The following is a 20,389-nucleotide window of genomic DNA, read 5'->3' as shown; positions in this document are numbered from 1 at the left end:
TAGACCTTAGTTTATTTTGATAAATTACTTTAATATATATTTTATAAAAAAAGAAAGATATATAGTATGTGTTTAATAAGTCATATATCTTGATTGTTATGAGGGGGATAATCGTTAATATTTATGGTTATATCAGAAAAACAAGATGAAATTTGTGAACCGAATCAAGATCAAATGATTCAAAAACTGGTATTTCCAGAAGGTATACTACTAGAAAGTGGAAAAAAAATAGTCCCTTTGGAAATAGCATATCAAACATATGGCCAGTTATCTGAGGCTCAAGATAATGCTATTTTAATTTGTCATGCGTTGACAGGCGATCAATATGTGGCAGATGTTCATCCAGTTACGAAAAAACCAGGCTGGTGGAGTAAAATGGTAGGTCCTGGTTTACCGATTGATACCAATAAATATTTTGTTATTTGTACGAATGTATTGGGCAGCTGTATGGGAACAACGGGGCCTCGCTCTATTAGAGAAGATATTCCTCAGCCACGATGTTGGGGTTCAGATTTCCCCGCTATTACAATAAAAGATATGGTGAATACGCAAAAGATTCTCGTCGATTTTTTTAAGATTAAGCGTTTATTTGCTGTGATTGGCGGATCTATGGGCGGGATGCAGGCATTGCAATGGGCTGTCAGTTATCCAGAGCAGGTTTATTCCGTGATACCAATTGCAACCTCATCTTTTCACTCCGCACAGAATATTGCGTTTAACGAGGTTGGAAGACAGGCGATTTTTTCAGACCCTGATTGGCGAGACGGTGAATATTGGCGGTATGGGGTGACCCCTTATCGTGGTTTAGCGGTGGCTAGGATGATGGCGCATATTACTTATTTATCCGAAGATGCGTTAAATCGTAAATTTGGACGGAAGTTACAAGAAAGCATAAAAGCCTCTTCTTTACCAATTTTTGGTGAAATGTTTCAGGTTGAAAGTTATCTACATTATCAAGGCTCTAACTTTGTCAGACGTTTTGATGCAAATTCGTATGTAACGATTACCAGAGCGATGGATTGGTTTGATTTATCACAGACCCATGATGGTGATCTTGTGAACGCATTTGCCCATGTTCAATCGAGATTTTGTGTGATTTCTTTATCATCTGATTGGTTATTCCCAACCTCTAGGTCAAGGGTGATCGTGCAAGCATTAAACCGTGTTGGTGCCAGAGTGTCATTTGTGGAAATTACCACCGATAAAGGGCATGATGCATTTTTATTAGAAGAACCTGATTTGGATTTAACAATTCAAGGGTTTTTAGCAGGAATTGAAGAGCAAAGGCGGTTAGAAAATCATGCGTCTTGATCAACGTTGTATAGTGGATATGATTAAACCACACTCGAAAGTATTGGATATTGGTTGTGGTGATGGTTCTTTGATTGATTATTTGTGTCGAGACCATCAATGCGATGCTAGAGGGATCGAATTGGATATGTCTTATGTGACACAATCTGTCGGTAAGGGATTGCCAGTGATTCAAGGGAATGCGGATTATGATCTACAGCATTATCCAACGAATGGGTTTGATTATGTTGTGTTATCTCGGACGTTACAAGCGGTTAATCATCCCAAAGAAGTGCTACAACAAATGTTACGTATTGGCCGCCATGCGATTGTCTCTTTTCCTAATTTTGGACATTGGACATTAAGGGCGCAATTATTATTAAAAGGGCGCATGCCTATGACGACCGTTTGGGGAAAATATTGGTATGAAACACCAAATATTCACCCTTGTACGATGACAGATTTTGTCCATCTATGTGAAGTAGAAGGCCATCGTATTGAACGATGGATGGCGATTGACGAACAAGGCGAGCGTGCGCCTTGGCGTCGCTATGTAAGGCTTGCGAATTTTTTTGGAGAGCAGGCTTTATTTTTATTAACGCGGTAAATTATTCTTCGTTGAGTAAAATTGTAAAGAGGTAAAAGGGCAGCTGATGCCGTGCCATTCGTTGCAATTTTCTTCTTTAACAATCGATATAGTTTGATTGGTTTGAATAAACGTTACCTGACATTGGTGCAGATCATCTTTTCTGGGGTCAGGAACATCCGTCTTAATAACAAATTGATTGCCTTGTCGTTTCGTATATCCTGATACATAAGCACCACAATGAATATTTTTTATTTCAAGCGTAGAATATAATTGATTCAGTGGTTTTTTTTGTATTCGTAAATATCCTATCGAACCCATGTTACTGGTTCCAATAAATAGGCTGGATTGTGCGAGGATATCTAACGGATATAGAACACATGCTATAATTCCCGCTATCAAAAGATAAGTATTCAATTGATAACGGAAAACAGAACCAATAAATTTAAATATAATGTTCTTCAAGAGGTGTAAAACCGTTAAAGCAAGTTGAGCAATATGTAGAAACATACGCTCCAGTATTCAATAATGCAATACGATCACCAGCGGTTAATTGTAGAGGTAAATGATAGCTTGTTTCTTGATACAACACATCTACTCCGTCACAAGACGGGCCAGCTAAGATAACAGGGCCTGTTGTTGAACCATCATACATTGTAATAATGGGATAACGAATCGCTTCTCCTTCCGTCTCCGCCAAACCACCAAATCGTCCAATATCGAGATAAATCCAACGAGGCCCGTTCATTTTGCCACGCTGGCTGGATTGTATAATTTCAGTTGACACAACACCTGCATTTCCAACAAGGTAACGACCAGGTTCCAAGATAATTCTGGGCATGTCATCACCAAAACATTGTGTTAAGCTATTTTGTATTGTGGTTGCAAATTGATTAATTTCGGGAACGTCTTTGTGATAATGTATTGGAAAACCACCTCCTAAATTAATCATTTCTAGAAGAATATCGTGATCAGCCAAAGCATTAAATACCAAAGCAGATTTTTCGATTGCATTTACATAAGCATGTGGATTTGTTTGTTGGCTGCCGACATGGAATGATACACCATATGGGCAAAGACCAATTTTTTTTGCCTCTAAAAGCAATTCAATGGCATGTTCAACAGTGGTGCCAAATTTTCCAGATAATGGCCAATCAGCGCCTATATTATCAACAGCAAGACGACAATAGACTTTTGTCGCAGGTGCATGTTTTGCCAGTTTATGCAATTCTTCGATCGTATCAAATGCATAAAGTTCGATATTGGCTTGATAGGCTGCTTGAATGGCAGAGACTTTTTTAATGGTATTTCCGAAGGAAATCTGAGATGGCTTTGCCCCTGCATTCAAACAAGATTGGATCTCTTCCCAAGAAGCAGCATCAAAAAATGAATTTAAAGAGATGAGTTTATTAAGAATAGATAATGCAGGATTTGCTTTAACAGCGTAATAGATATCTGCATTGGGAATGGCGTGATGTAATTGTTGATAATTTTGTTCTATTTGGTCGATATCAACAATCAGGCAAGGGGTTGTCAGTTGGTTAGCATTTAAAAATTGTGAGATTTTAGGGTTCATCAATTTTTATCCCTTATATAATTCACTCTATTTGTATGAGTCAGAGCGATGTTGCGGAACGGTCAACGGACCGGCGAAAAAAGAATGGTTCTGGAGTTATCCATCACCATTTGCCAGGCGCTTGACGTCGTTGCATAATTGCTTTTAACAAGCTGGGCACGTGCGTTGCTGCGTTTTTGTCGATATGACCCTTTTTTGTTGCAAAATCAACCATAAAAATAATTTTTTAACGATAGGTTTAATATTCATTTTCGTAAGTTATTGTTTTTTGAGTAATCTTGATATAGAAATTTGGTGCTTTTTCATGTAAATAAAATATCTATTCGTTAAAATTATTGTAAAAGGTGTGGAAAATAAAAGTAATGAGTGACGTTAATCAATCACATTCTGCGGAAGTTCTTTATGAAAAGAAATATTCTCCTTTAAAAATTTCTTTTCGCGGATGGAAGTCGATTGTCATTGATACGGTTAAGGCATTAATCCAAGGACCATCGATGTTAGTTTCGGCTGGGTGTGCTTTTTTTACAACACTTTCATTATTTCCGACAATCAGCAGTTTGATATCTATGTATGGACTGGTTTTTGATCCACAAACGGTTGAGCCTCAGCTCAAATTTTTACAACATTTTTTGCCACCGTCTGTTTATACGTTTTTGCAACAAATGATCCATACGATCATCGATCAAACAGAATCAACATTGACGATACAGTTAGCCATTTCAATTGTTTTAGCTTTGTGGGCTTCTGCTGTAGGAACTAAAGGACTAATTACAGGACTTAATGTAGCGTATAATAAAAAAGAAGAACGTAATTTTTTTAAATTTCAATTACTAGCGTTGGCGTTAACATTTTGTGCTATTTTAGGAACTTCACTGACTTTGGCCATTATTGTGGCAATACCTGCAATCATAAAATTACTGCCTCTTAATGTTTTTTACGACATTATGAATTATTTCCCCAACCTTGATGACTATTTTCCTGCGTTTAATATTGCAAGAACAGTCAGTAATGTTGTGGTTCTATTTTTTGTTATTTGGACATTTTCATTATTTTATCGCTTTGGTCCATCTCGTAGTCTAGTTCTTTGGCGTTGGATTTTACCAGGCGCTGTTCTATCGACGCTTTTATGGTTGCTTTCTGCGTTTGGTTTTTCTTTTTATGTTGCTCACTTAGCCAATTTTACCAGTACTTATGGTCCATTGGGAACCGTTGCAGCCGTTATGATGTGGTTTTGGGTTTCATGTTACGTTGTATTGCTGGGTGCTCAGTTCAACTCTAAAATAGAAGAATATGTTATAGAAAAAGCCCAACCTAATGAACAATAGGTGGGCTTTGCAATATAAATAATTTTGAAAATATAGATTATTCTGGAGCCATGGCAACTTCTGTGTTGTCAATTGGCGTTACAGTGACATGAGCCGTTCCTTGACGCAGCATACCGATTTTACCCGCTGCGGCTTTGGATAAATCAATGATCCGATTGCCTTTATATGGTCCTCTATCGTTAATTGTGACAACAACCGAATTTCCGCTATCTTCAGAGCGCACCAAAACTTTCGTTCCTAGTGGTAATGTTGGGTGTGCAGCGGTAAGCTGCTTGCTATCAAACTTTTTGCCAGAGGCGGTTCTTATTCTGTTATGTCTTCCACCATACCAGCTGGCAGTACCACTTTCAGCTTGGGTATCATCTAAATGATATGAATTGCTTTGAGGTTCAGGGTTTGCATTGGCAGTATCGTTTAGATGTAAAGACTTGCGGTAACGATTACGGTGAGGTTTAACTTTAGCTTTGGTATGTTTAATAACTTTACGATAGGTACTCTTGTGTGCAGTATGAGCTTGTGCTGTTTGTGCTGTTTGGAATCCGATTCCAGTAATTAAACAAAGACCCAATAATTTTGTACAACTTCGTCGCATTTTTCTTTCTGTTTACCTTGTATAATCCTTGTTTAGGATTATCAGTAACACTTTCCAAATTGTTAACATTTCACTTGTTTGACTGTTATTTTATCATAAAACACTATAAAAATGGCAAAAAAAAGATAAATTTCAAGTTGTTGTTGTCAAGTGTGGTACATAAGTTTTTGTAGTTAGAAAATAAATAATTTTATTCTTTTAATAAAAAAATTATTTATTATATAATACATAGTTTAATCCAATTTTAATTTGGTGTAATCTTAACAGTTGCCTATTAAAAAAAGTAGTTATATTGAGTTAAGATATATTTATCTGAGAGTGTAACAGGTATGGAATTACCATTGGTATATGTCTTGAATGGACCGAATTTGAATATGCTTGGAATGCGCCAACCCCAAATTTATGGAAGCGCAACCCTTGATGACGTAGAGCAAATTTGCATTCAAAACGCAGAAAACCTTGAAATAGCAATTGATTTTCGCCAAACAAACGACGAAGGTGAATTGGTTTCTTGGATACAAGAATGTAAAGGTAAAGCAAAAGGGATTGTTATTAATGCAGGTGCATATAGCCATACTTCAATTGCGACTTTGGATGCATTGCTGTCAGTAGAATTACCTGTTATAGAAGTTCATATTTCTAATATTTATCGTCGAGAATCTTTTCGACATCATTCTTATGTTTCGCATGCAGCAACAGGGGTTATTTGTGGACTTGGTCTGCAAGGATATGCTCTGGCTTTGGCTGCAATCGCTGATCTTATTCTAGAAGAGGATAATTAATGAGCAAGCTGCTCGTCGATGCCGAAGTGATTCGTGCTTTAGCAGATATTTTAACCGAAACCGGTTTAAGTGAAATTGAAATTGCAGAAAAGGATCAACGGATTCGTGTTGCTAGAAATCTTGGTGGCAGCACCGTTGTTGCCCCTGTAGCAGCACCAGTAGCTGTTGCTGGCGTATCCGAACAAGTTGTATCAAATCAGGATTTATCCAAAGATCCTGGCGCGGTTTTAAGCCCAATGATTGGGGTTGCTTATTTAACACCAGAACCCTCTGCGCCTCCGTTTGTAACGGTTGGGCAAACGGTGCAATCAGGTCAGGTGATTTTGTTGATTGAAGCAATGAAAACGTTCAATCAAATCCGTGCTCATAAATCAGGAAAAATAAAAAACATCCTTGTTTCCTCAGGTGATCCTGTTGAATATGGTGAAGTGTTGGTAGTAATAGAATAAAAGAATGTTCTCAAAAATTTTAATTGCCAATCGTGGTGAAATTGCTCTTCGTGTTTTAAGAGCTTGTCGTGAGATGGGTATTAAAACCGTGGCTGTGCATTCAACCGCTGATGCTGATGCGATGCATGTGCGTCTTGCTGATGAAAGCGTTTGTATCGGCCCGCCGTCTCTTGCAGAAAGTTATTTGAACAAAGCAGCCATTTTGTCTGCGGCAGTGGTGACGGGTGCAGAGGCTATTCATCCAGGATATGGTTTCCTTTCTGAAAATGCTGATTTTGCAGAGCTTGTTGAAGAGCATGGATTGGTTTTTATCGGACCCTCTCCCCAACATATCCGGACAATGGGTGACAAAATTCAAGCCAAAACAACGATGGAAAGATTCAATGTTCCATTGGTGCCTGGATCTGATGGTGCATTGAAAAATCTTGCCGATGCTAAAGAAGTTGCTGAAAGAATTAGCTATCCAGTATTGATTAAAGCAACAGCTGGTGGTGGCGGTCGTGGGATGAAAGTTGCTCACACAGCTGAAGAACTAGAAGAAGCTTGGCAAGTTGCTAGAACAGAAGCCAAAATGGCTTTTGGTAATGATGAAGTTTATATGGAGAAATATCTCGATAAACCCCGTCATATCGAAATCCAAATTATGGCTGATCAACATGGAAATGTTGTGTATCTGGGTGAAAGAGACTGTTCTTTACAGCGTAGACACCAAAAGGTGCTAGAGGAAGCAACTTCTCCTGTGTTAACTGAGGAACAACGTCAATCAATTGGTGAAATTGCCTCTAATGCAATGCGTGAACTTGGATACAGAAACGCTGGAACATTAGAATTTTTATACCAAGATGGTCATTTTTGTTTTATCGAAATGAATACACGATTGCAGGTTGAGCATCCCGTAACTGAGTTTATTTCAGGTGTAGATCTTGTAAAAGAACAAATTTGTGTTGCTGCTGGTGAAAAGCTGAGTGTGAGACAAGAAGATATCAAATTGCAAGGACATTCCATAGAATGTCGTATTAATGCAGAAGATCCAGAAACATTTGTTCCTAACCCTGGAAAAATCCAAGTGTTTCATGCACCAGGAGGTCTGGGTGTCCGCTTGGATAGCGCATTATATGTGGGTTACTCTATTCCACCTTATTATGACAGTATGATCGCAAAGGTTATTGTTCATGCTCCTGATCGTGCTTCGGCCATTGCACGGATGCAGCGTGCCTTGGGGGAAATGGCGATCGACGGTGTGAAAACTACAATTCCTTTACAGCAACAAATTCTAGCGGATAAAGAATTTCAAAAAGGTGAATATACCATTCATTGGCTAGAAAATTTTATTGAAAAAAATAAGAAAGTATAAAAATACTTTCTTATAATCTTTAGTTATTCATAAGTAATAACTGAATGCAAAGGGACGTCGATTTTTTCACGTCCCTTTAACTCTTTTAATTCGATCAAAGCTGCAGCACCAACGACTTCTGCACCGACTTTTCGTAATAATTCAATAGAGGCTTGCAGCGTACCGCCAGTAGCGAGTAAATCGTCAATCACCACAACGCGTTGACCAGGTTGAACAGCGTCCTCTTGAATGTGAAGGCAATTTTGTCCATATTCGAGATCATAATTCAAAGAAATTGTTTTTCCAGGCAGTTTTCCAGGTTTGCGAATCATAATCATGCCGCACCCTAGTGAAGATGCCAAAGGCGAAGCACTGACGAAGCCTCTGGATTCAATACCAGCAACTAAATCTGGGTTCCATTTAGCAACACCATTAGCCATGCGAGCCGCAGCAATTTGCCATGCATCAGCATTTCTTAACAAGGTTGAAATATCATAAAACAATATTCCTTTTTTTGGATAATCAGGAATAGAGCGTATATATTGTTTTAAATCAATTTTAGGAGGGTTAAATGAGTCTTGTTGAGTTGCGTTCATTTTCTATAGATCGTTCATTTAATTAACAAAAAATTAAGAGTGAACCCTTACATGTAAAAGGTTCACTCTAATAGCGCAATCGATTTTTATCTATTTATTATTTTGATATAGAGGATATTTGCTGATTTTTCCAAGTTTTTTGGCCTTTCCGACCCTTTTTTTCCAATATAGGCATTATAAACCTAATCAAACCAGGTAGCATCATCAAAGGTTTTATTTGTAGTCCGCTCCATTTAGGAAGGAAATATTCTAATTTACGTTGTCGAATAGCCTTAATCACTGTGTCGCAAACGATTTCAGTTGATAGTGGAGGAGAACAGAAATTAAGGATCGATCCACCACATTTCATTTCTCTGTGCAACATTTGGGTTTCAATAGCCCCTGGAAAAATTGATGAAACATAAATACGTTTCGGGCGTAACTCTAGTGATAGAGCTAATGCGAAACCACGCAAGCCAAATTTACTGGCTGAATATAAAGCACTATGTTTAAGGGGTAGTAAACCACCCAAAGAGTTAATGAAAATAATTGAGCTGTTGCGTTTCATTAAAGGCAAAAGGCCTTTGGTAATTAAAATAGCACCTGTTAAATTGACCTGTATTTGTTCCGTAATCATTTGATCTGTTTGCGTATCCAAAGACCCAGGGTTTATTGTACCAGCACTGTGAATTAAAACATTAATTTGCCCAAAGCGAGATCGTATATCGTGGCATAAATAGGCAATTTCATTATTATGGGAAATATCGCAAAGACATCCTGTTACTTCCTTGCCAAATTGTAGAGAAATTTGTTCAAGTTGTTTCATATTTCTTGCGACCATGATGACGCGATATTGTTCATTTAATAAGCGTTTAACTAGGTCTTTGCCTAACCCACCCGTTGCCCCTGTAATAACGGCGACTTTTTTAGAACGTTTAAAAAAATTAAAGCGCATTTGACAAATCTCTGTCCTAGTAAAAATAGAATAAATTTTGTTTACGATAATAATAAAAAACTATTTTAATGTGTTTTTTAAGCATCTGTAAATGATTATAATAAAATAATTGAATATTTTCGTGGGGTATGGAATGAAAAAAATTGTGGTGTTAACAGGTGCGGGGGTCAGTAAAGAATCAGGTTTAGATACTTTCCGAGATGCAAACGGAATCTGGGCAAAATATAGTATGGAAGAGGTTTGTTCTCCAGAAGGTTTTCAAAGAAATCCACAGAAGTTGCATGAGTTTTACAATGAATTACGTCAAGAGTTACCTAATGTGCAACCCAATCAAGCACATATTGCATTGGCTGAATTAGAACAAGCTATTTATCAAAACCAAATCGATGCAGAATTACTGGTGATAACTCAAAATATTGATGATCTTCATGAAAGAGCGGGTAGTCAACATCTATATCATATGCATGGAGAATTATATAAATTATGGTGTACGGCTTGTGATGCAAAAATTGATTGGCATCATGATTGTTCAATAGATACGCCATGCCCTTATTGTGGGCAGCATAAATTAAGACCTGATATCGTATGGTTTGGAGAAATGCCTTATGATATGGAGGAGATTCAATCAGCGTTGTTGTCATGCGATCTTTTTGTTTCTATTGGAACTTCGGGGGTTGTGTATCCTGCAGCTGGATTCGTGCAAATGGCTTCTTCTGGTCATGCTAAAACGATAGAACTTAATTTAGAGCCATCTGCGGGGACATCTCTGTTTGATGAAAGTCGACTTGGGCCTGCTACGCAATTAGTTCCGCAATTTGTACAGCAAATTCTTGCAAAGGAAATATGAAGGATATTGTTTATATCTATAATCAAACATTTATATATGTGTGTATCGTAGACCTCCTTCTATCCACGAAGGAAATAGCAATACTCATTGTTTAATTTTTAAATGAGGGTGAAATGTCAACCGATTATTATTTACATATAAGAACATCAAATCCTTCATTTGAAGATTATTACATTTATATATTGAGTATAATTCACAAATATAAAGTGCGTGAGATACAAGGTATGTTTGGACGATATGCTCAAAAAAGAAGAACTAAAGGGATAGAAATCATTAAATATCCCAATAACTCATATGAATTTAATAAAGATAATTTTATTGAAGACATTACAAATTGTGAGCTTTCTTTTACCATTGAATTCTATTTATACGATTTATATTTAGGTTTACATGCATATTCTGGCATAAGCCAAAAAGATACTGATAATGATTTTGATTATACGATAATAGGTGGAAATGTTCGTACTGTAGATGTTTTTAGTTTTCTCGATGCCACAAGCTCAATTTTCTTAGATGAAAAATTCATTTGGGGTTGTCTTTCTTACGACCATATTCCAAGATTAGAAGATTACTATATTGTTTTTCTTAAAAAAAATATGAAGATTGATCTACCGTTGGGGTTAGCCAAAAATATAGTTGACGAAGATAAATATGTGAACTTAGGTGACTTCTTTGGCAATGGCATCAACATGTATGTTGATAAAAATTATCGTAAATTTCTAGATGGGTAACATTTTTCAAAATAAAGCAATGCATATTCGGTAGTCGAAATAGTGTTGTTTAATTAACTTTGTATTTGGATCACGACATGATAATTTTAGATCATGAGAGAATAAATCCATTCTAAATCAGCGAAAACAGATATGTTTAAATTGACAATGGCACTTTGACGAAGTCTTTGTTGAGATTAATAGAGAAGGCTATGGAATTATGAATTCATTAGATCGATTGTTGAAAGAAGTGAGAGCTTGTCATTTTTGTGAAGGGTTGCCCCTTGGTCCTAAGCCTATTTTGCAAGTTGGTTCTTCTAAGGCACGTTTGTTAATTACAGGCCAAGCTCCAGGAACGCTGGCGCATGAAACAGGGATAACCTTTAATGATCCTTCCGGAGAGCGGTTGAGGGAGTGGTTACAAATTGATCGAGAAACCTTTTATAACTCATCTTTAATTGCGATTGTTCCGATGGGCTTTTGTTATCCTGGAAAGTTAAAAAATGGGGGTGATTTACCGCCACGAAAAGAGTGCGCCCCTCGATGGCGGGATAAGATCCTTCAACAATTGCCAGAATTACAAATGACGTTATTGGTTGGATCATACGCTCAAAATTATGTATTAGGTAAAGGCACGGTAACAGATCGTGTGAAAAATTATAAAGATTATTTGCCTAACTTTTTTCCTTTGCCTCATCCTTCATGGAGGACATTAGCTTGGGCAAAAAAGAATCCATATTTTGAAGACGAAATATTGCTTGAACTGAGGCAAAAAGTAAAAGAAATATTGAGATAATTACATTATCTTACAAAATAGTTGAATAAATAACGTTTTGTAAGACAATTACTTTAGAATTTAAGTCTGATGGAAAATGGGCATCAAAAACCCTTGTATACCAGTGCCAACAATTTGTACACCAATACATAATAAAACGAGTGCAGCCAATCTGGATAAGATGCGTGCTCTTGATTTTCCAAGAACTTTCATGATTTTATCGCAGAATGTATATGCCAACAGGATGATAAGGCATACGCTGATAATTGCGAAAAGTAATCCCCCGTAAAAGTTAAATATTTTAGTAATGTTCTCAGCAGGTCTGTAAGAGCTTAATGAAATAGCAACAGCGATACAGCCTGGTCCAATTGTAAAAGGCATGGTCAGAGGAAAGAATGCTGCATCGAGTCCATTAGGCAACGCCATCGTTCGTCCACCTTGCTCTGCTTCTTTTTGTTTACGATCGGCATTTTGTTCTGGAGCGTTGAGTAAAGACCATGCTCTAACGGCAATGACTAATCCCCCAGCGATTCGGACCGCATGAAGACTGATTCCAAAAAAACGAAGTGCGAATTCACCAATAAAAACAGAAAATGCAAGTATGATAAAGGCATAAATTGCAATCTTGCGCGCCAAAATTCTACGCTCTGCATCTTCTCGTTCTTCGGTAACTTGATAAAAGATCAAACACGAACCAAGCGGATCTGCAATAGGAATTAGTGCCAGAAATGCAAATAAGAAGCTGCCTGAAATGCTTGTAAATGTATGGAGTAAAGGAAGAGATTCAGTAAGATGCATAATGTTACTTTGATATCATAAATGGAAAGATATGACGAAATCACATCTTTCCATGTTGTTCTTTAATATTTTCTCTTATAGATCACTCTTGCCCAGATGCAAGGGATTCTTCTGGTTCAGATTTCTCCATTGGTATGGTTGTGGCAATTTTGCTTATTTCATTGAGATATTGTGTTAAAATATCGCTTTTAACGCCGTCTGTACTACTGGTTGGGTTTACATAACAAGTAATAGACATAACCAGAGCGATTTCTGTTACACTATCTACTAAAACACTTGGTTTTGGTGTTTCAACCACTTCAGGATGATTATTCATAATATCCAAAATAAGCGTCTTGGCTCTTTCGAGTTGTCTGGGCGCAATTACAGGCAGTTTGATTGAAATTAACCCCATATGACGACTACGCGTAGAGTTTTGAACAGATGAGGTAATAAGCTGAGAGTTCGGAACAATGAGGGTTGAAAAATCACTTAATTGTATTTCTGTTGCTCTTACTTTAATGCTTTTTACTGTACCTTTAACCCCGCCAACGGTAACGCTATCACCCAGACGAACGGGACGTTCAGCCAATAAAATCAAGCCAGAAACAAAATTTTGAACAATCGCTTGTAAACCAAAACCGATACCAACAGACAATGCGCTGACAATCCAAGTAATATTTTGTGCCGTTACCCCAAGTGTGGATAAGATGATGACCGCAACGATAATCCAACAACAATAGTTAAAAATGGTATCAATGGAGTTGCGTGTTGCATGATCTAGCGTCGTTTTTGGAAATAGTTTCTCGTTCAGCCAATTTCGAATAATACGAATGACGTAAATACCAATAATAAATATCACAAATGCCTGCGCAATAGAGGCAAAGGAAATAGAAATATTTCCTATTTTTTGGGTTTGAAGGATTAAAGATAAATGTTGAGCAAAGATGACCAGATCAAAATTACCTGGTGATAAGAAAGACGCAATAATTAATAGCACGGTCAGAACGGTGATTGCCCCAGTAATAACAGTGGCAAGTTGTTCCATACTTTGAGGTTTGATCCCTAGCAAACGAATTTTTTGCCCAACCCATCGATCAGGGTCAAAAAAGAGATTGGTTATATCAATCAAAAGAATTTTTAATAAATTCAAAGTACTAAAAACAAGAATCACCCAATTTAACCAAACCGACATTGAGTAGCCAAGATGAATATAACCTGCTAGTACGGTAATAATAGATACGATACAGAAAATCGGTAAACCAATAGCGATAAAGAAAAACCCAAGTCCCGGAGCATTATTTGTTCCTGAGCTTAATCGTTCGGTACCGATTTGTCGCAATTTAATCGGGATAGATAAAAAGAGAAAAGCAGCAAGAATGGTAAAGAATCCATTACATAATTGTTGTGCAAAGATGCTGACACCGCTTGTGGAATTAATATATTTTACAACTCCCAGTAGAAAAACCATTAATGCATAGATGATTGGTAATATATTGACGGCTTGTGCGGTCTTATCACCAATGGGTAACAGACGCCATTGCGGACTCTTTACTGCTAAAAATCCACGATATAATCCTAAAATAAATCCACAAAAATAAAGCTGATGGATAATATGTTGTGAAAATTCAAATGCGGAGTGATTAATATTATCTTGGTATCCAAGTGATGCAAAAATAACAGTTGCTGAAACACCAGCAGTAATAGAAGATAAAATCGCAGCACAAAGTGTCATTAAACTACGTCTAAGACGAGTTGGTGGTACTGTCCTTTCGACAATTTTCGTAATAATTTTTTCGATAAAAGGACGTGCAAAAAATATAATTAGTAATGCAACAAGAATTCCTCCCAGCATTTGTGCACGACTGGATAACCCATCATTCCAAGTTTGTGAAAATAAACTGCTGAAATCAGTATATATTTTAGTTAATCGTGCTTGATCTGTTTTATGATATAAGCTTATTTGTGCCCAAAAATCCCCACTTAAAGGAGAGGGAAGGTGGGTAAACATTTGGACTTGTTGGATATTATCGAGGATTTGTTGAATTTGCGCAATTTGACTATTGGCTTCAAGCTGAATAATGGTTGCTTGTTGAATTTTCAATTGTAAATCGCGGCGATTTTTTGACAAAGATTGTTGATAATCATCAACGGTTGCGTTGCTGGAATCCGCGGTAGTTTTGTTATCATCACTTTTAGCAGTTGTTGTATCTTTGGTTGATTCCAGTATTTTCAGAGCGTTTGTGTATCCTGCCAGACGAGGCTGTAATACTTTAATTAGGTCTGTTGCAGTTATCGAAATATCTTGAACCTGACCCAATAAATTTTTAAATGCATTTCGATCTTCTGACTTTCCCATCGACTGCAAAGATTTGCTGATTGATTTCAATTGTTTTGTCATTGAATCAAGTTGGGGTTGTGTTGTCGTATCAGGAAGATTCACAAAAACAGATGGTGCAGAAGAATTATTTGTTGCTGTGTTTGTGGTATTTTGTTGAGCAAAGGCAAAGTTTGTACTGGTGATACATACCCCCAGCATCAATAATAAAATAAAAAAAGAGCGTATAATTAGTCTCATGAATATGCTTTCTGATAGGAAAAGAAAAAAGAGATATTTATTTTAAGTATTATAAGGAAATATGGCTTTGAATAGAGAATTGTAAAATTCCTCTTATAAAAACCATAGTTTATCTAGATATAAAATCAAGATTACTTGTAATATTTTTCTCAAGAGTTATTCATTATATTTCAAATTACTTAATTTATTTGAATTTCGCAATGATAGAAAAATTACTTATAAAATAGTAATTGAAATGATTATAGTCGGGGGCTGCCAATCCTATAAACCTCAAAGATACAGACACTGTCTGTAACGCTATTAATTTGCTGTAAAATTAAAATAAAAAATTGTATTAACTAACAAATTTATTGTAGGGGGCACAACGACATACAAAAGAATAATAACAAGGTAAGGTTAACGTTATAAAAGATATGAAGTAAGCTGATTGATTACTTGTCATAAAAGCCTGCTTATGGATTATCAGTATTGTTTATGATTAGTGATAAAGAATTGGTTACGTTGTTCTTTGGATATTTTTTTTGGACGCTTAACCGTATTTTACTGGAATGAATAAGATTGATGTTGTCTATCATGTAACGTTTTATTATTCACTAGATCAAGATAGTTTGTGCAAATTACTCAATGTCACTGGACAACGGGAAACGTGATTTTGAGTATAAAGACAATTTCAATAACTAAATAATATTAGTGAGCGAGGTTTTAAATCAAAGCTGCTATTTATTATAAGATAAATAATTGGCAAGTTAAGATATCAATATTATAATGATAGAAGCGCTATTTAGCTTTATGATAGGACTTTTATTATATGGTTAAAAAATGATTATTCTTATAGTGAGTCGATGAATATTAACAGATGATTGTATGACAATCTAAGATGACGCTATTGTAAAAAAGAAGATTAGATAGTGAAATTATGATATGAAATATGATAATGGATAATATATGAATACTGCTGTTACTATTTATCGATTGGTCGAACCATATCAATATGAGAAAGAAATCAAGAAAAGCGTTTTTATTGCACATGCAGTTCCTGTGCTATCTGAAGAGCAAGCACATGAATGGCTAAAGAAACTCAGCATACCAGAAGCAACACATAATTGTTGGGCATATCGAATTGGACAAAAATATCGTAGTGATGATGATGGTGAACCCTCTGGAACAGCAGGTCGTCCGATTTTGCAGGTTATTGAAAAGCAAAATTTTGATCAACTCTTGATCTTGGTTATTCGGTGGTTCGGCGGGATTAAACTTGGGGCAGGGGGGTTAATCCGAGCCTATAGTGGCACAGCAGCGGAATGTTTGCGTCAGGCACCTCGGACAGAATATATCCCGCAAAAAACAGCAAGTATCTTATGTTCTTTTTCAGATTATGCACTGCTGAAAGCTCGAATGGCTGAATATGATGCCCAAATTATTAATGAAGAGTTTGGCGCAGAAGTGGAGATAGAAATTACTGTTCCCGAAGACGCTTACACAGCTTTATATGATCGCGTTTTGGATCTCACACGAGGACAAGCTGTGATTGTCGAGTGCCAATAACATAAAGAATTCTTGTAATTAATGATTTAAAACGTCTAATATATCTGGAATAGAGATATGATGGGACGCCCATGCAGGTGGTATTCCTTCATTTTCAGAATGACTTTGTGTAATGATACACTGATAAGGTAAATCTGCCACCATTGCAATTTGACGATAACACCACCGTACTAATGTATGAGGCATCAGCTCTATAATTTTTGTGCCTTGTTTACAAAACACCATATTAGCTAGCCCTGCTCCGTGCGCTCCAATAATATAGTCAGCATTAGCGAATAAATGTGCCTGCTCATCAAAAGTCAAATGTTCCAATTGAATAATAGCAAATCCATGTTGTTCTAACACTTCTACTAATTCATCCTCATTATGCAACATACGATTGGAGGCTGCTCGACGATCAATATAAAAACGTGTCGGTAAAGGCACTCCTAGAGGATTTAATTCAAGGGTTAATTGTCGGAAAAAAGAAATAACACCTGAATGTGTATATCCAAAAAACACTGCCACAGCATTCCATGGGAAAAATATTTTTTCTACTGCAAAAGATTGCCCCCATTGAACCCTTTTGATCTGTATTGCACGTTCTCCGAAAACGTAATTTAATCCAATTTCAAGAGCTCTATATTCAACATCAGTTAAATGATACGGGATTAATACGCCATCGATCATCTTAGCTTCATGAGCATCAATCTGAAACAATTTTCCTATATTCATCACCAAACAATGGTAATAATTATCTTGATTTGATGACAATAAAGATAACCAACACCCCACAAGCTGCTCTTGTGGTTGGGGAATAGCAACATGATGTGGATCAGAATATTTGAATAAATCTAAAGTCGATTGTGCATGGTCAAATGTATCTGCGACCATACGACCATCGTGCGTCCGAATAAGACCGCTCTCAGAGCTAATAACAACATGTTCGAACAATAAATTATATGCAACATGTCGATGAGGGGGTTTGGTATCCCATTCGTCTTCTAATGAGAATCGCTGAAGACAATGATATGAAGAGGAAAAGTCAGGCTTATCCCAATCTTTATTATCTCGTATCTCTCTGATTACTTTGACCTCTGGATCAAAACCAGGAGGTGCCAATCGAAATATAAAAGAAGCAGGCAGATACTCAGTCATATCATCATCCAAATTATAAAATTAAATCAATCCTTCAGCTTTAAATGCTGCTTGCACACCTTGGTCTTTTTGCATTTTTTCAAAATAATTTTGTAAATTCGCATAATTGGACAAATCAATATTCAAACGTTTTGCCCAAGTCAACGTCATAAAGAAATAAGGATCTGCGACACTACGGAAACCAGCAATCCATTCTTTACCATTTAACTGATCGTTTGCTTGCCCAAATAGTTTATGTAAGATTTCACGAGCCCCTTTTGATAAGGCTTCAACGACCGCAGGATCGGAACTATATTTTGTGCCACCAAAGATCAATGCAAATTTTGGATGAACATCAGCATTTACAAAAGATAACCAACGTAAAGCTTCTGCTTTTTGTTGCAAACTGCCATCGCCTAATAATTTAGCATTTGGAAAAGACTCTGCAATATACGTCAAAATGGCAACATTTTGAGTTAACACAAAATCCCCATCGACTAGAACAGGGATTTGCCCCATTGGATTGAGTTCTAGAAATTTAGGATCTTTTAATAATTCAGGGGTTACGTTCTGGGATTCGAACTTGGCGCCACACCAACATAACGCAATATGGTCTGCGGTAGAACAAGCACCTGGTTTTGTATATAATTTCATTTGTAAAATTCCTTTTTGTGAAATGGTTCAACCACTATAAAAAGGAAATTAAGGCAATAACAAGTCATTTTTCTTAGAAAAAGAACGTTTCATTAAAAATATTCCCAATCCTGCAGAGAGTGTAAACAAAACCGCACTAAGAATAATTTGTCCTGTATGACCAATCCGAACGCCACCCCCTAATAAAACGAAGACGACCGTTTGAGGCATACTGCCTAAAACTGTTGCTCCCAGGAAAGGCAGCCAACCAATCCCCATAACACCAGCTGTTGTATTTAAAACCACTGAAGAGCCAACAGGCATCAAACGACACATCAGAACAGCACTAAAAGGGTTACCATGGATAAACCGACTGATTTTTTTTAACTTTGAATGAGACAAATATTTTGCCCCCCAATCCTTACCGAGCCATAGCGCCCAACTATAGGTAATGACTGCACCCACAATCGTTGCAATCGTTGCATACAGAAAACCTAGCCAAAATCCATACACGACACCTGCGGTCAAACAAACCACTTGCCTTGGAAAGCCAATGGCACACATCGAAATCGCAATAAATAAAAATATAATTTGCCCTTGCGTACCACTTTTTAATAAATTCTGATCACGTAAAAATAGATCAAGCCCATGAAAATAACGTGCAAAAAAAGCAACAAGAACAATTCCCATAACCATCAAAATTGGCTTGTAAAATTGTTTTAAAATAGACGTTAAATTTGACGACTTTACATTATCATTCATAATCTATCTTTTAATCACTATTTAAAAGTGCGACTTGCTAAAAGCTGTTTATAAGACTAAAAATCAAACTAGAACATGTTTTTCTTATAAAACCTTATCTTATAACCCTTATGAAAATAATTCTCTAGCCATGCAATATAATAAATCTATCTCAAACTGGTTATTTTTTATTTGTTTCATGCTGCTTTGCATGATTGCCCTTGGTGGATATACACGCTTAACTGGCTCGGGTCTATCTATTATGGATTGGAGGCCTGTTACAGGCATGTTGCCTCCACTAAGCCATGCCGAGTGGGTTAGGCAATTTGAACTCTATAAAACCATTCCGCAATATCAGATTTTAAATAATGGTTTTGGACTAGATGGGTTTAAACAAATCTTTTGGGCTGAATGGAGTCATCGTTTCTTAGGAAGGCTGATTGGGTTTGTTGTTCTGCTGCCCTTAATATATTTCATTATTAAACGTGCGATTACCAGAAAATTAGCAATCATACTCTTTATTATATTTATTCTAGGGGGACTACAAGGTGGAATTGGCTGGTTCATGGTTGCATCAGGTTTCCGTCCAAATAGTACTGCTGTTGAACCTGTCAAATTAGTGTTACATTTATCTTGTGCAATTGCTCTATATATTGCAATTTTATGGACTGCACTTTCAGTCAGAACCCCACAACCTGACGTTTCTTTGGATAAAAATAAGATCAAACCAATACGAACATTATTATGGATCGATGTTGTTTTACTTTGTATCACTATCATTGCGGGTGGCTTTACTGCTGGAACCCATGCAGGACACTCTTTCAACACGTTCCCTTTGATGAATGGTCATTTAATCCCGACTGATTATGTTTCTCTTTCTCCGTTTCTAGCGAATTTCATCGATAACGTTGCTACCATTCAATTTAACCATCGCCTTTTGGCAACCATCACAGCGATTATGGTTTTAATCACCCTTTTCCTTGGATTAAAAACCTCTGCAACCAAACCTGTCAAAGATTCATTGATGCTTATGGGATGGGCAGTGCTTATTCAATATGCACTAGGGGTCACAACATTATTATTGGTTGTCCCCGTATGGGCTGGAACCATTCATCAAGCTTTTGCTATTATTTTACTAACAACGTTAATCATTGCTCTACATCGCTCTCGTATTAAAAACACAATTTCTTTATAATATCTAATG

The 20,389-nt window shown here is 36.7% G+C and carries 21 protein-coding genes; 11 read left to right on the top strand and 10 right to left on the bottom strand.

Features of this window, described 5'->3' with window-relative positions:
- Nucleotides 1–123 precede the first annotated feature (123 nt).
- Together metX and metW are read left to right on the top strand one after the other, a co-directional pair.
- The gene (gene metX / locus PQG54_RS05180) at nucleotides 124–1,311 is read left to right on the top strand and encodes a homoserine O-acetyltransferase MetX (protein WP_271789839.1); all 1,188 of its coding nucleotides are present in this window, start codon (nucleotides 124–126) and stop codon (nucleotides 1,309–1,311) included.
- Complete coding sequence (gene metW, locus PQG54_RS05175; RefSeq protein WP_271789840.1) at nucleotides 1,301–1,897, top strand: methionine biosynthesis protein MetW; 597 nt, start codon at nucleotides 1,301–1,303, stop codon at nucleotides 1,895–1,897. Before metX ends, metW begins: the two co-directional genes overlap by 11 nt.
- On the opposite strand, the gene PQG54_RS05170 is transcribed toward metW, so the two are convergent.
- Both PQG54_RS05170 and PQG54_RS05165 read right to left on the bottom strand, forming a co-directional pair.
- Complete coding sequence (locus tag PQG54_RS05170) at nucleotides 1,886–2,341, bottom strand: hypothetical protein (protein ID WP_271789841.1); 456 nt, start codon at nucleotides 2,339–2,341, stop codon at nucleotides 1,886–1,888. The two genes, metW and PQG54_RS05170, sit on opposite strands and share 12 nt — an antisense overlap.
- A complete protein-coding gene (locus PQG54_RS05165) occupies nucleotides 2,322–3,452 on the bottom strand; it encodes a type III PLP-dependent enzyme (protein WP_271789842.1) in 1,131 nt (376 codons plus the stop codon). Before PQG54_RS05165 ends, PQG54_RS05170 begins: the two co-directional genes overlap by 20 nt.
- 362 nt (nucleotides 3,453–3,814) lie before the next feature.
- Between PQG54_RS05165 and PQG54_RS05160 the strand changes: the two genes are divergently transcribed.
- On the top strand, nucleotides 3,815–4,777 hold the full coding sequence (locus PQG54_RS05160; RefSeq protein ID WP_271789843.1) for a YihY/virulence factor BrkB family protein: 963 nt from the start codon (nucleotides 3,815–3,817) through the stop codon (nucleotides 4,775–4,777).
- Nucleotides 4,778–4,814: 37 nt separating this feature from the next.
- Here the strand turns inward: PQG54_RS05160 and PQG54_RS05155 are convergent, their stop codons facing one another.
- Nucleotides 4,815–5,369: a septal ring lytic transglycosylase RlpA family protein gene (locus tag PQG54_RS05155; RefSeq protein WP_271789844.1), complete on the bottom strand. Its 555-nt coding sequence runs from the start codon at nucleotides 5,367–5,369 to the stop codon at nucleotides 4,815–4,817.
- Between the two features lie 329 nt (nucleotides 5,370–5,698).
- Between PQG54_RS05155 and aroQ the strand changes: the two genes are divergently transcribed.
- The 3 genes from aroQ to accC are packed head-to-tail and all read left to right on the top strand — an operon-like array spanning nucleotide 5,699 to nucleotide 7,954.
- Nucleotides 5,699–6,151, top strand: coding sequence for a type II 3-dehydroquinate dehydratase (gene aroQ, locus PQG54_RS05150; protein WP_271789845.1), 453 nt, complete (start codon nucleotides 5,699–5,701; stop codon nucleotides 6,149–6,151).
- On the top strand, nucleotides 6,151–6,600 hold the full coding sequence (locus PQG54_RS05145) for an acetyl-CoA carboxylase biotin carboxyl carrier protein (protein WP_271789846.1): 450 nt from the start codon (nucleotides 6,151–6,153) through the stop codon (nucleotides 6,598–6,600). The genes aroQ and PQG54_RS05145 overlap by 1 nt, the downstream gene beginning before the upstream one ends.
- A gap of 4 nt (nucleotides 6,601–6,604) precedes the next feature.
- Nucleotides 6,605–7,954, top strand: coding sequence for an acetyl-CoA carboxylase biotin carboxylase subunit (accC, locus tag PQG54_RS05140; protein WP_271789847.1), 1,350 nt, complete (start codon nucleotides 6,605–6,607; stop codon nucleotides 7,952–7,954).
- A gap of 23 nt (nucleotides 7,955–7,977) precedes the next feature.
- On the opposite strand, the gene PQG54_RS05135 is transcribed toward accC, so the two are convergent.
- Both PQG54_RS05135 and PQG54_RS05130 read right to left on the bottom strand, forming a co-directional pair.
- On the bottom strand, nucleotides 7,978–8,529 hold the full coding sequence (locus tag PQG54_RS05135; protein WP_271789848.1) for an adenine phosphoribosyltransferase: 552 nt from the start codon (nucleotides 8,527–8,529) through the stop codon (nucleotides 7,978–7,980).
- A 97-nt stretch (nucleotides 8,530–8,626) separates the two neighbouring features.
- Nucleotides 8,627–9,463 (bottom strand): SDR family NAD(P)-dependent oxidoreductase, encoded by an 837-nt coding sequence (locus PQG54_RS05130; protein WP_271789849.1) that lies wholly within the window; start codon nucleotides 9,461–9,463, stop codon nucleotides 8,627–8,629.
- Nucleotides 9,464–9,596: 133 nt separating this feature from the next.
- On the opposite strand from PQG54_RS05130, the gene PQG54_RS05125 reads away from it, so the two are divergent.
- The 3 genes from PQG54_RS05125 to PQG54_RS05115 all read left to right on the top strand — a co-directional run bounded on the left by PQG54_RS05125 (nucleotide 9,597) and on the right by PQG54_RS05115 (nucleotide 11,816).
- On the top strand, nucleotides 9,597–10,310 hold the full coding sequence (locus PQG54_RS05125; RefSeq protein WP_271789850.1) for an NAD-dependent deacylase: 714 nt from the start codon (nucleotides 9,597–9,599) through the stop codon (nucleotides 10,308–10,310).
- 113 nt (nucleotides 10,311–10,423) lie between these two features.
- On the top strand, nucleotides 10,424–11,041 hold the full coding sequence (locus tag PQG54_RS05120; protein ID WP_271789851.1) for a hypothetical protein: 618 nt from the start codon (nucleotides 10,424–10,426) through the stop codon (nucleotides 11,039–11,041).
- Nucleotides 11,042–11,240: 199 nt separating this feature from the next.
- A complete protein-coding gene (locus PQG54_RS05115; protein ID WP_271789852.1) occupies nucleotides 11,241–11,816 on the top strand; it encodes a uracil-DNA glycosylase family protein in 576 nt (191 codons plus the stop codon).
- A 60-nt stretch (nucleotides 11,817–11,876) separates the two neighbouring features.
- On the opposite strand, the gene PQG54_RS05110 is transcribed toward PQG54_RS05115, so the two are convergent.
- Nucleotides 11,877–12,593, bottom strand: a complete 717-nt coding sequence (locus PQG54_RS05110; protein WP_271789853.1) for a MarC family protein — start codon at nucleotides 12,591–12,593, stop codon at nucleotides 11,877–11,879.
- Nucleotides 12,594–12,675: 82 nt separating this feature from the next.
- On the bottom strand, nucleotides 12,676–15,150 hold the full coding sequence (locus tag PQG54_RS05105) for a mechanosensitive ion channel domain-containing protein (RefSeq protein ID WP_271789854.1): 2,475 nt from the start codon (nucleotides 15,148–15,150) through the stop codon (nucleotides 12,676–12,678).
- A gap of 945 nt (nucleotides 15,151–16,095) precedes the next feature.
- Here PQG54_RS05105 and PQG54_RS05100 point away from each other — a divergent pair.
- A complete protein-coding gene (locus PQG54_RS05100; RefSeq protein ID WP_271789855.1) occupies nucleotides 16,096–16,695 on the top strand; it encodes an IMPACT family protein in 600 nt (199 codons plus the stop codon).
- An 18-nt stretch (nucleotides 16,696–16,713) separates the two neighbouring features.
- Here PQG54_RS05100 and PQG54_RS05095 read toward each other — a convergent pair whose 3' ends face one another.
- From PQG54_RS05095 to PQG54_RS05085, 3 genes are read right to left on the bottom strand one after another with little or no spacing between them, the layout of a single operon-like run.
- Nucleotides 16,714–17,832, bottom strand: a complete 1,119-nt coding sequence (locus PQG54_RS05095) for a glycosyltransferase family 61 protein (protein ID WP_271789856.1) — start codon at nucleotides 17,830–17,832, stop codon at nucleotides 16,714–16,716.
- 21 nt (nucleotides 17,833–17,853) lie between these two features.
- Nucleotides 17,854–18,465 carry a glutathione S-transferase family protein gene (locus PQG54_RS05090; protein ID WP_271789857.1) on the bottom strand — a complete coding sequence of 204 codons (612 nt, stop codon included), beginning with the start codon at nucleotides 18,463–18,465 and terminating at the stop codon, nucleotides 17,854–17,856.
- Between the two features lie 48 nt (nucleotides 18,466–18,513).
- The gene (locus PQG54_RS05085; protein ID WP_271789858.1) at nucleotides 18,514–19,206 is read right to left on the bottom strand and encodes a TVP38/TMEM64 family protein; all 693 of its coding nucleotides are present in this window, start codon (nucleotides 19,204–19,206) and stop codon (nucleotides 18,514–18,516) included.
- A 130-nt stretch (nucleotides 19,207–19,336) separates the two neighbouring features.
- Between PQG54_RS05085 and PQG54_RS05080 the strand changes: the two genes are divergently transcribed.
- Nucleotides 19,337–20,380, top strand: a complete 1,044-nt coding sequence (locus PQG54_RS05080) for a COX15/CtaA family protein (RefSeq protein WP_271789859.1) — start codon at nucleotides 19,337–19,339, stop codon at nucleotides 20,378–20,380.
- The last annotated feature ends 9 nt before the right edge of the window (nucleotides 20,381–20,389 follow it).

Source organism: Commensalibacter communis (assembly GCF_947179015.1).
Taxonomy (GTDB): Bacteria; Pseudomonadota; Alphaproteobacteria; order Acetobacterales; family Acetobacteraceae; genus Commensalibacter; species Commensalibacter communis.
The sequence above is the reverse complement of the archived record's forward strand: the minus strand, read 5'-3'. Positions and strand labels throughout refer to the sequence as shown.

What these genes read in the sequence shown, in the direction of transcription:
- metX (WP_271789839.1), top strand. Translation starts at nt 124, where the DNA reads ATGGTTATATCAGAAAAACAAGATGAAATTTGTGAACCGAATCAAGAT.
- metW (WP_271789840.1), top strand. Translation starts at nt 1,301, where the DNA reads ATGCGTCTTGATCAACGTTGTATAGTGGATATGATTAAACCACACTCG.
- PQG54_RS05165 (WP_271789842.1), bottom strand. Translation starts at nt 3,452, where the DNA reads ATGAACCCTAAAATCTCACAATTTTTAAATGCTAACCAACTGACAACC.
- PQG54_RS05160 (WP_271789843.1), top strand. Translation starts at nt 3,815, where the DNA reads ATGAGTGACGTTAATCAATCACATTCTGCGGAAGTTCTTTATGAAAAG.
- PQG54_RS05155 (WP_271789844.1), bottom strand. Translation starts at nt 5,369, where the DNA reads ATGCGACGAAGTTGTACAAAATTATTGGGTCTTTGTTTAATTACTGGA.
- aroQ (WP_271789845.1), top strand. Translation starts at nt 5,699, where the DNA reads ATGGAATTACCATTGGTATATGTCTTGAATGGACCGAATTTGAATATG.
- PQG54_RS05145 (WP_271789846.1), top strand. Translation starts at nt 6,151, where the DNA reads ATGAGCAAGCTGCTCGTCGATGCCGAAGTGATTCGTGCTTTAGCAGAT.
- accC (WP_271789847.1), top strand. Translation starts at nt 6,605, where the DNA reads ATGTTCTCAAAAATTTTAATTGCCAATCGTGGTGAAATTGCTCTTCGT.
- PQG54_RS05135 (WP_271789848.1), bottom strand. Translation starts at nt 8,529, where the DNA reads ATGAACGCAACTCAACAAGACTCATTTAACCCTCCTAAAATTGATTTA.
- PQG54_RS05130 (WP_271789849.1), bottom strand. Translation starts at nt 9,463, where the DNA reads ATGCGCTTTAATTTTTTTAAACGTTCTAAAAAAGTCGCCGTTATTACA.
- PQG54_RS05125 (WP_271789850.1), top strand. Translation starts at nt 9,597, where the DNA reads ATGAAAAAAATTGTGGTGTTAACAGGTGCGGGGGTCAGTAAAGAATCA.
- PQG54_RS05120 (WP_271789851.1), top strand. Translation starts at nt 10,424, where the DNA reads ATGTCAACCGATTATTATTTACATATAAGAACATCAAATCCTTCATTT.
- PQG54_RS05115 (WP_271789852.1), top strand. Translation starts at nt 11,241, where the DNA reads ATGAATTCATTAGATCGATTGTTGAAAGAAGTGAGAGCTTGTCATTTT.
- PQG54_RS05110 (WP_271789853.1), bottom strand. Translation starts at nt 12,593, where the DNA reads ATGCATCTTACTGAATCTCTTCCTTTACTCCATACATTTACAAGCATT.
- PQG54_RS05105 (WP_271789854.1), bottom strand. Translation starts at nt 15,150, where the DNA reads ATGAGACTAATTATACGCTCTTTTTTTATTTTATTATTGATGCTGGGG.
- PQG54_RS05100 (WP_271789855.1), top strand. Translation starts at nt 16,096, where the DNA reads ATGAATACTGCTGTTACTATTTATCGATTGGTCGAACCATATCAATAT.
- PQG54_RS05095 (WP_271789856.1), bottom strand. Translation starts at nt 17,832, where the DNA reads ATGACTGAGTATCTGCCTGCTTCTTTTATATTTCGATTGGCACCTCCT.
- PQG54_RS05090 (WP_271789857.1), bottom strand. Translation starts at nt 18,465, where the DNA reads ATGAAATTATATACAAAACCAGGTGCTTGTTCTACCGCAGACCATATT.
- PQG54_RS05085 (WP_271789858.1), bottom strand. Translation starts at nt 19,206, where the DNA reads ATGAATGATAATGTAAAGTCGTCAAATTTAACGTCTATTTTAAAACAA.
- PQG54_RS05080 (WP_271789859.1), top strand. Translation starts at nt 19,337, where the DNA reads ATGCAATATAATAAATCTATCTCAAACTGGTTATTTTTTATTTGTTTC.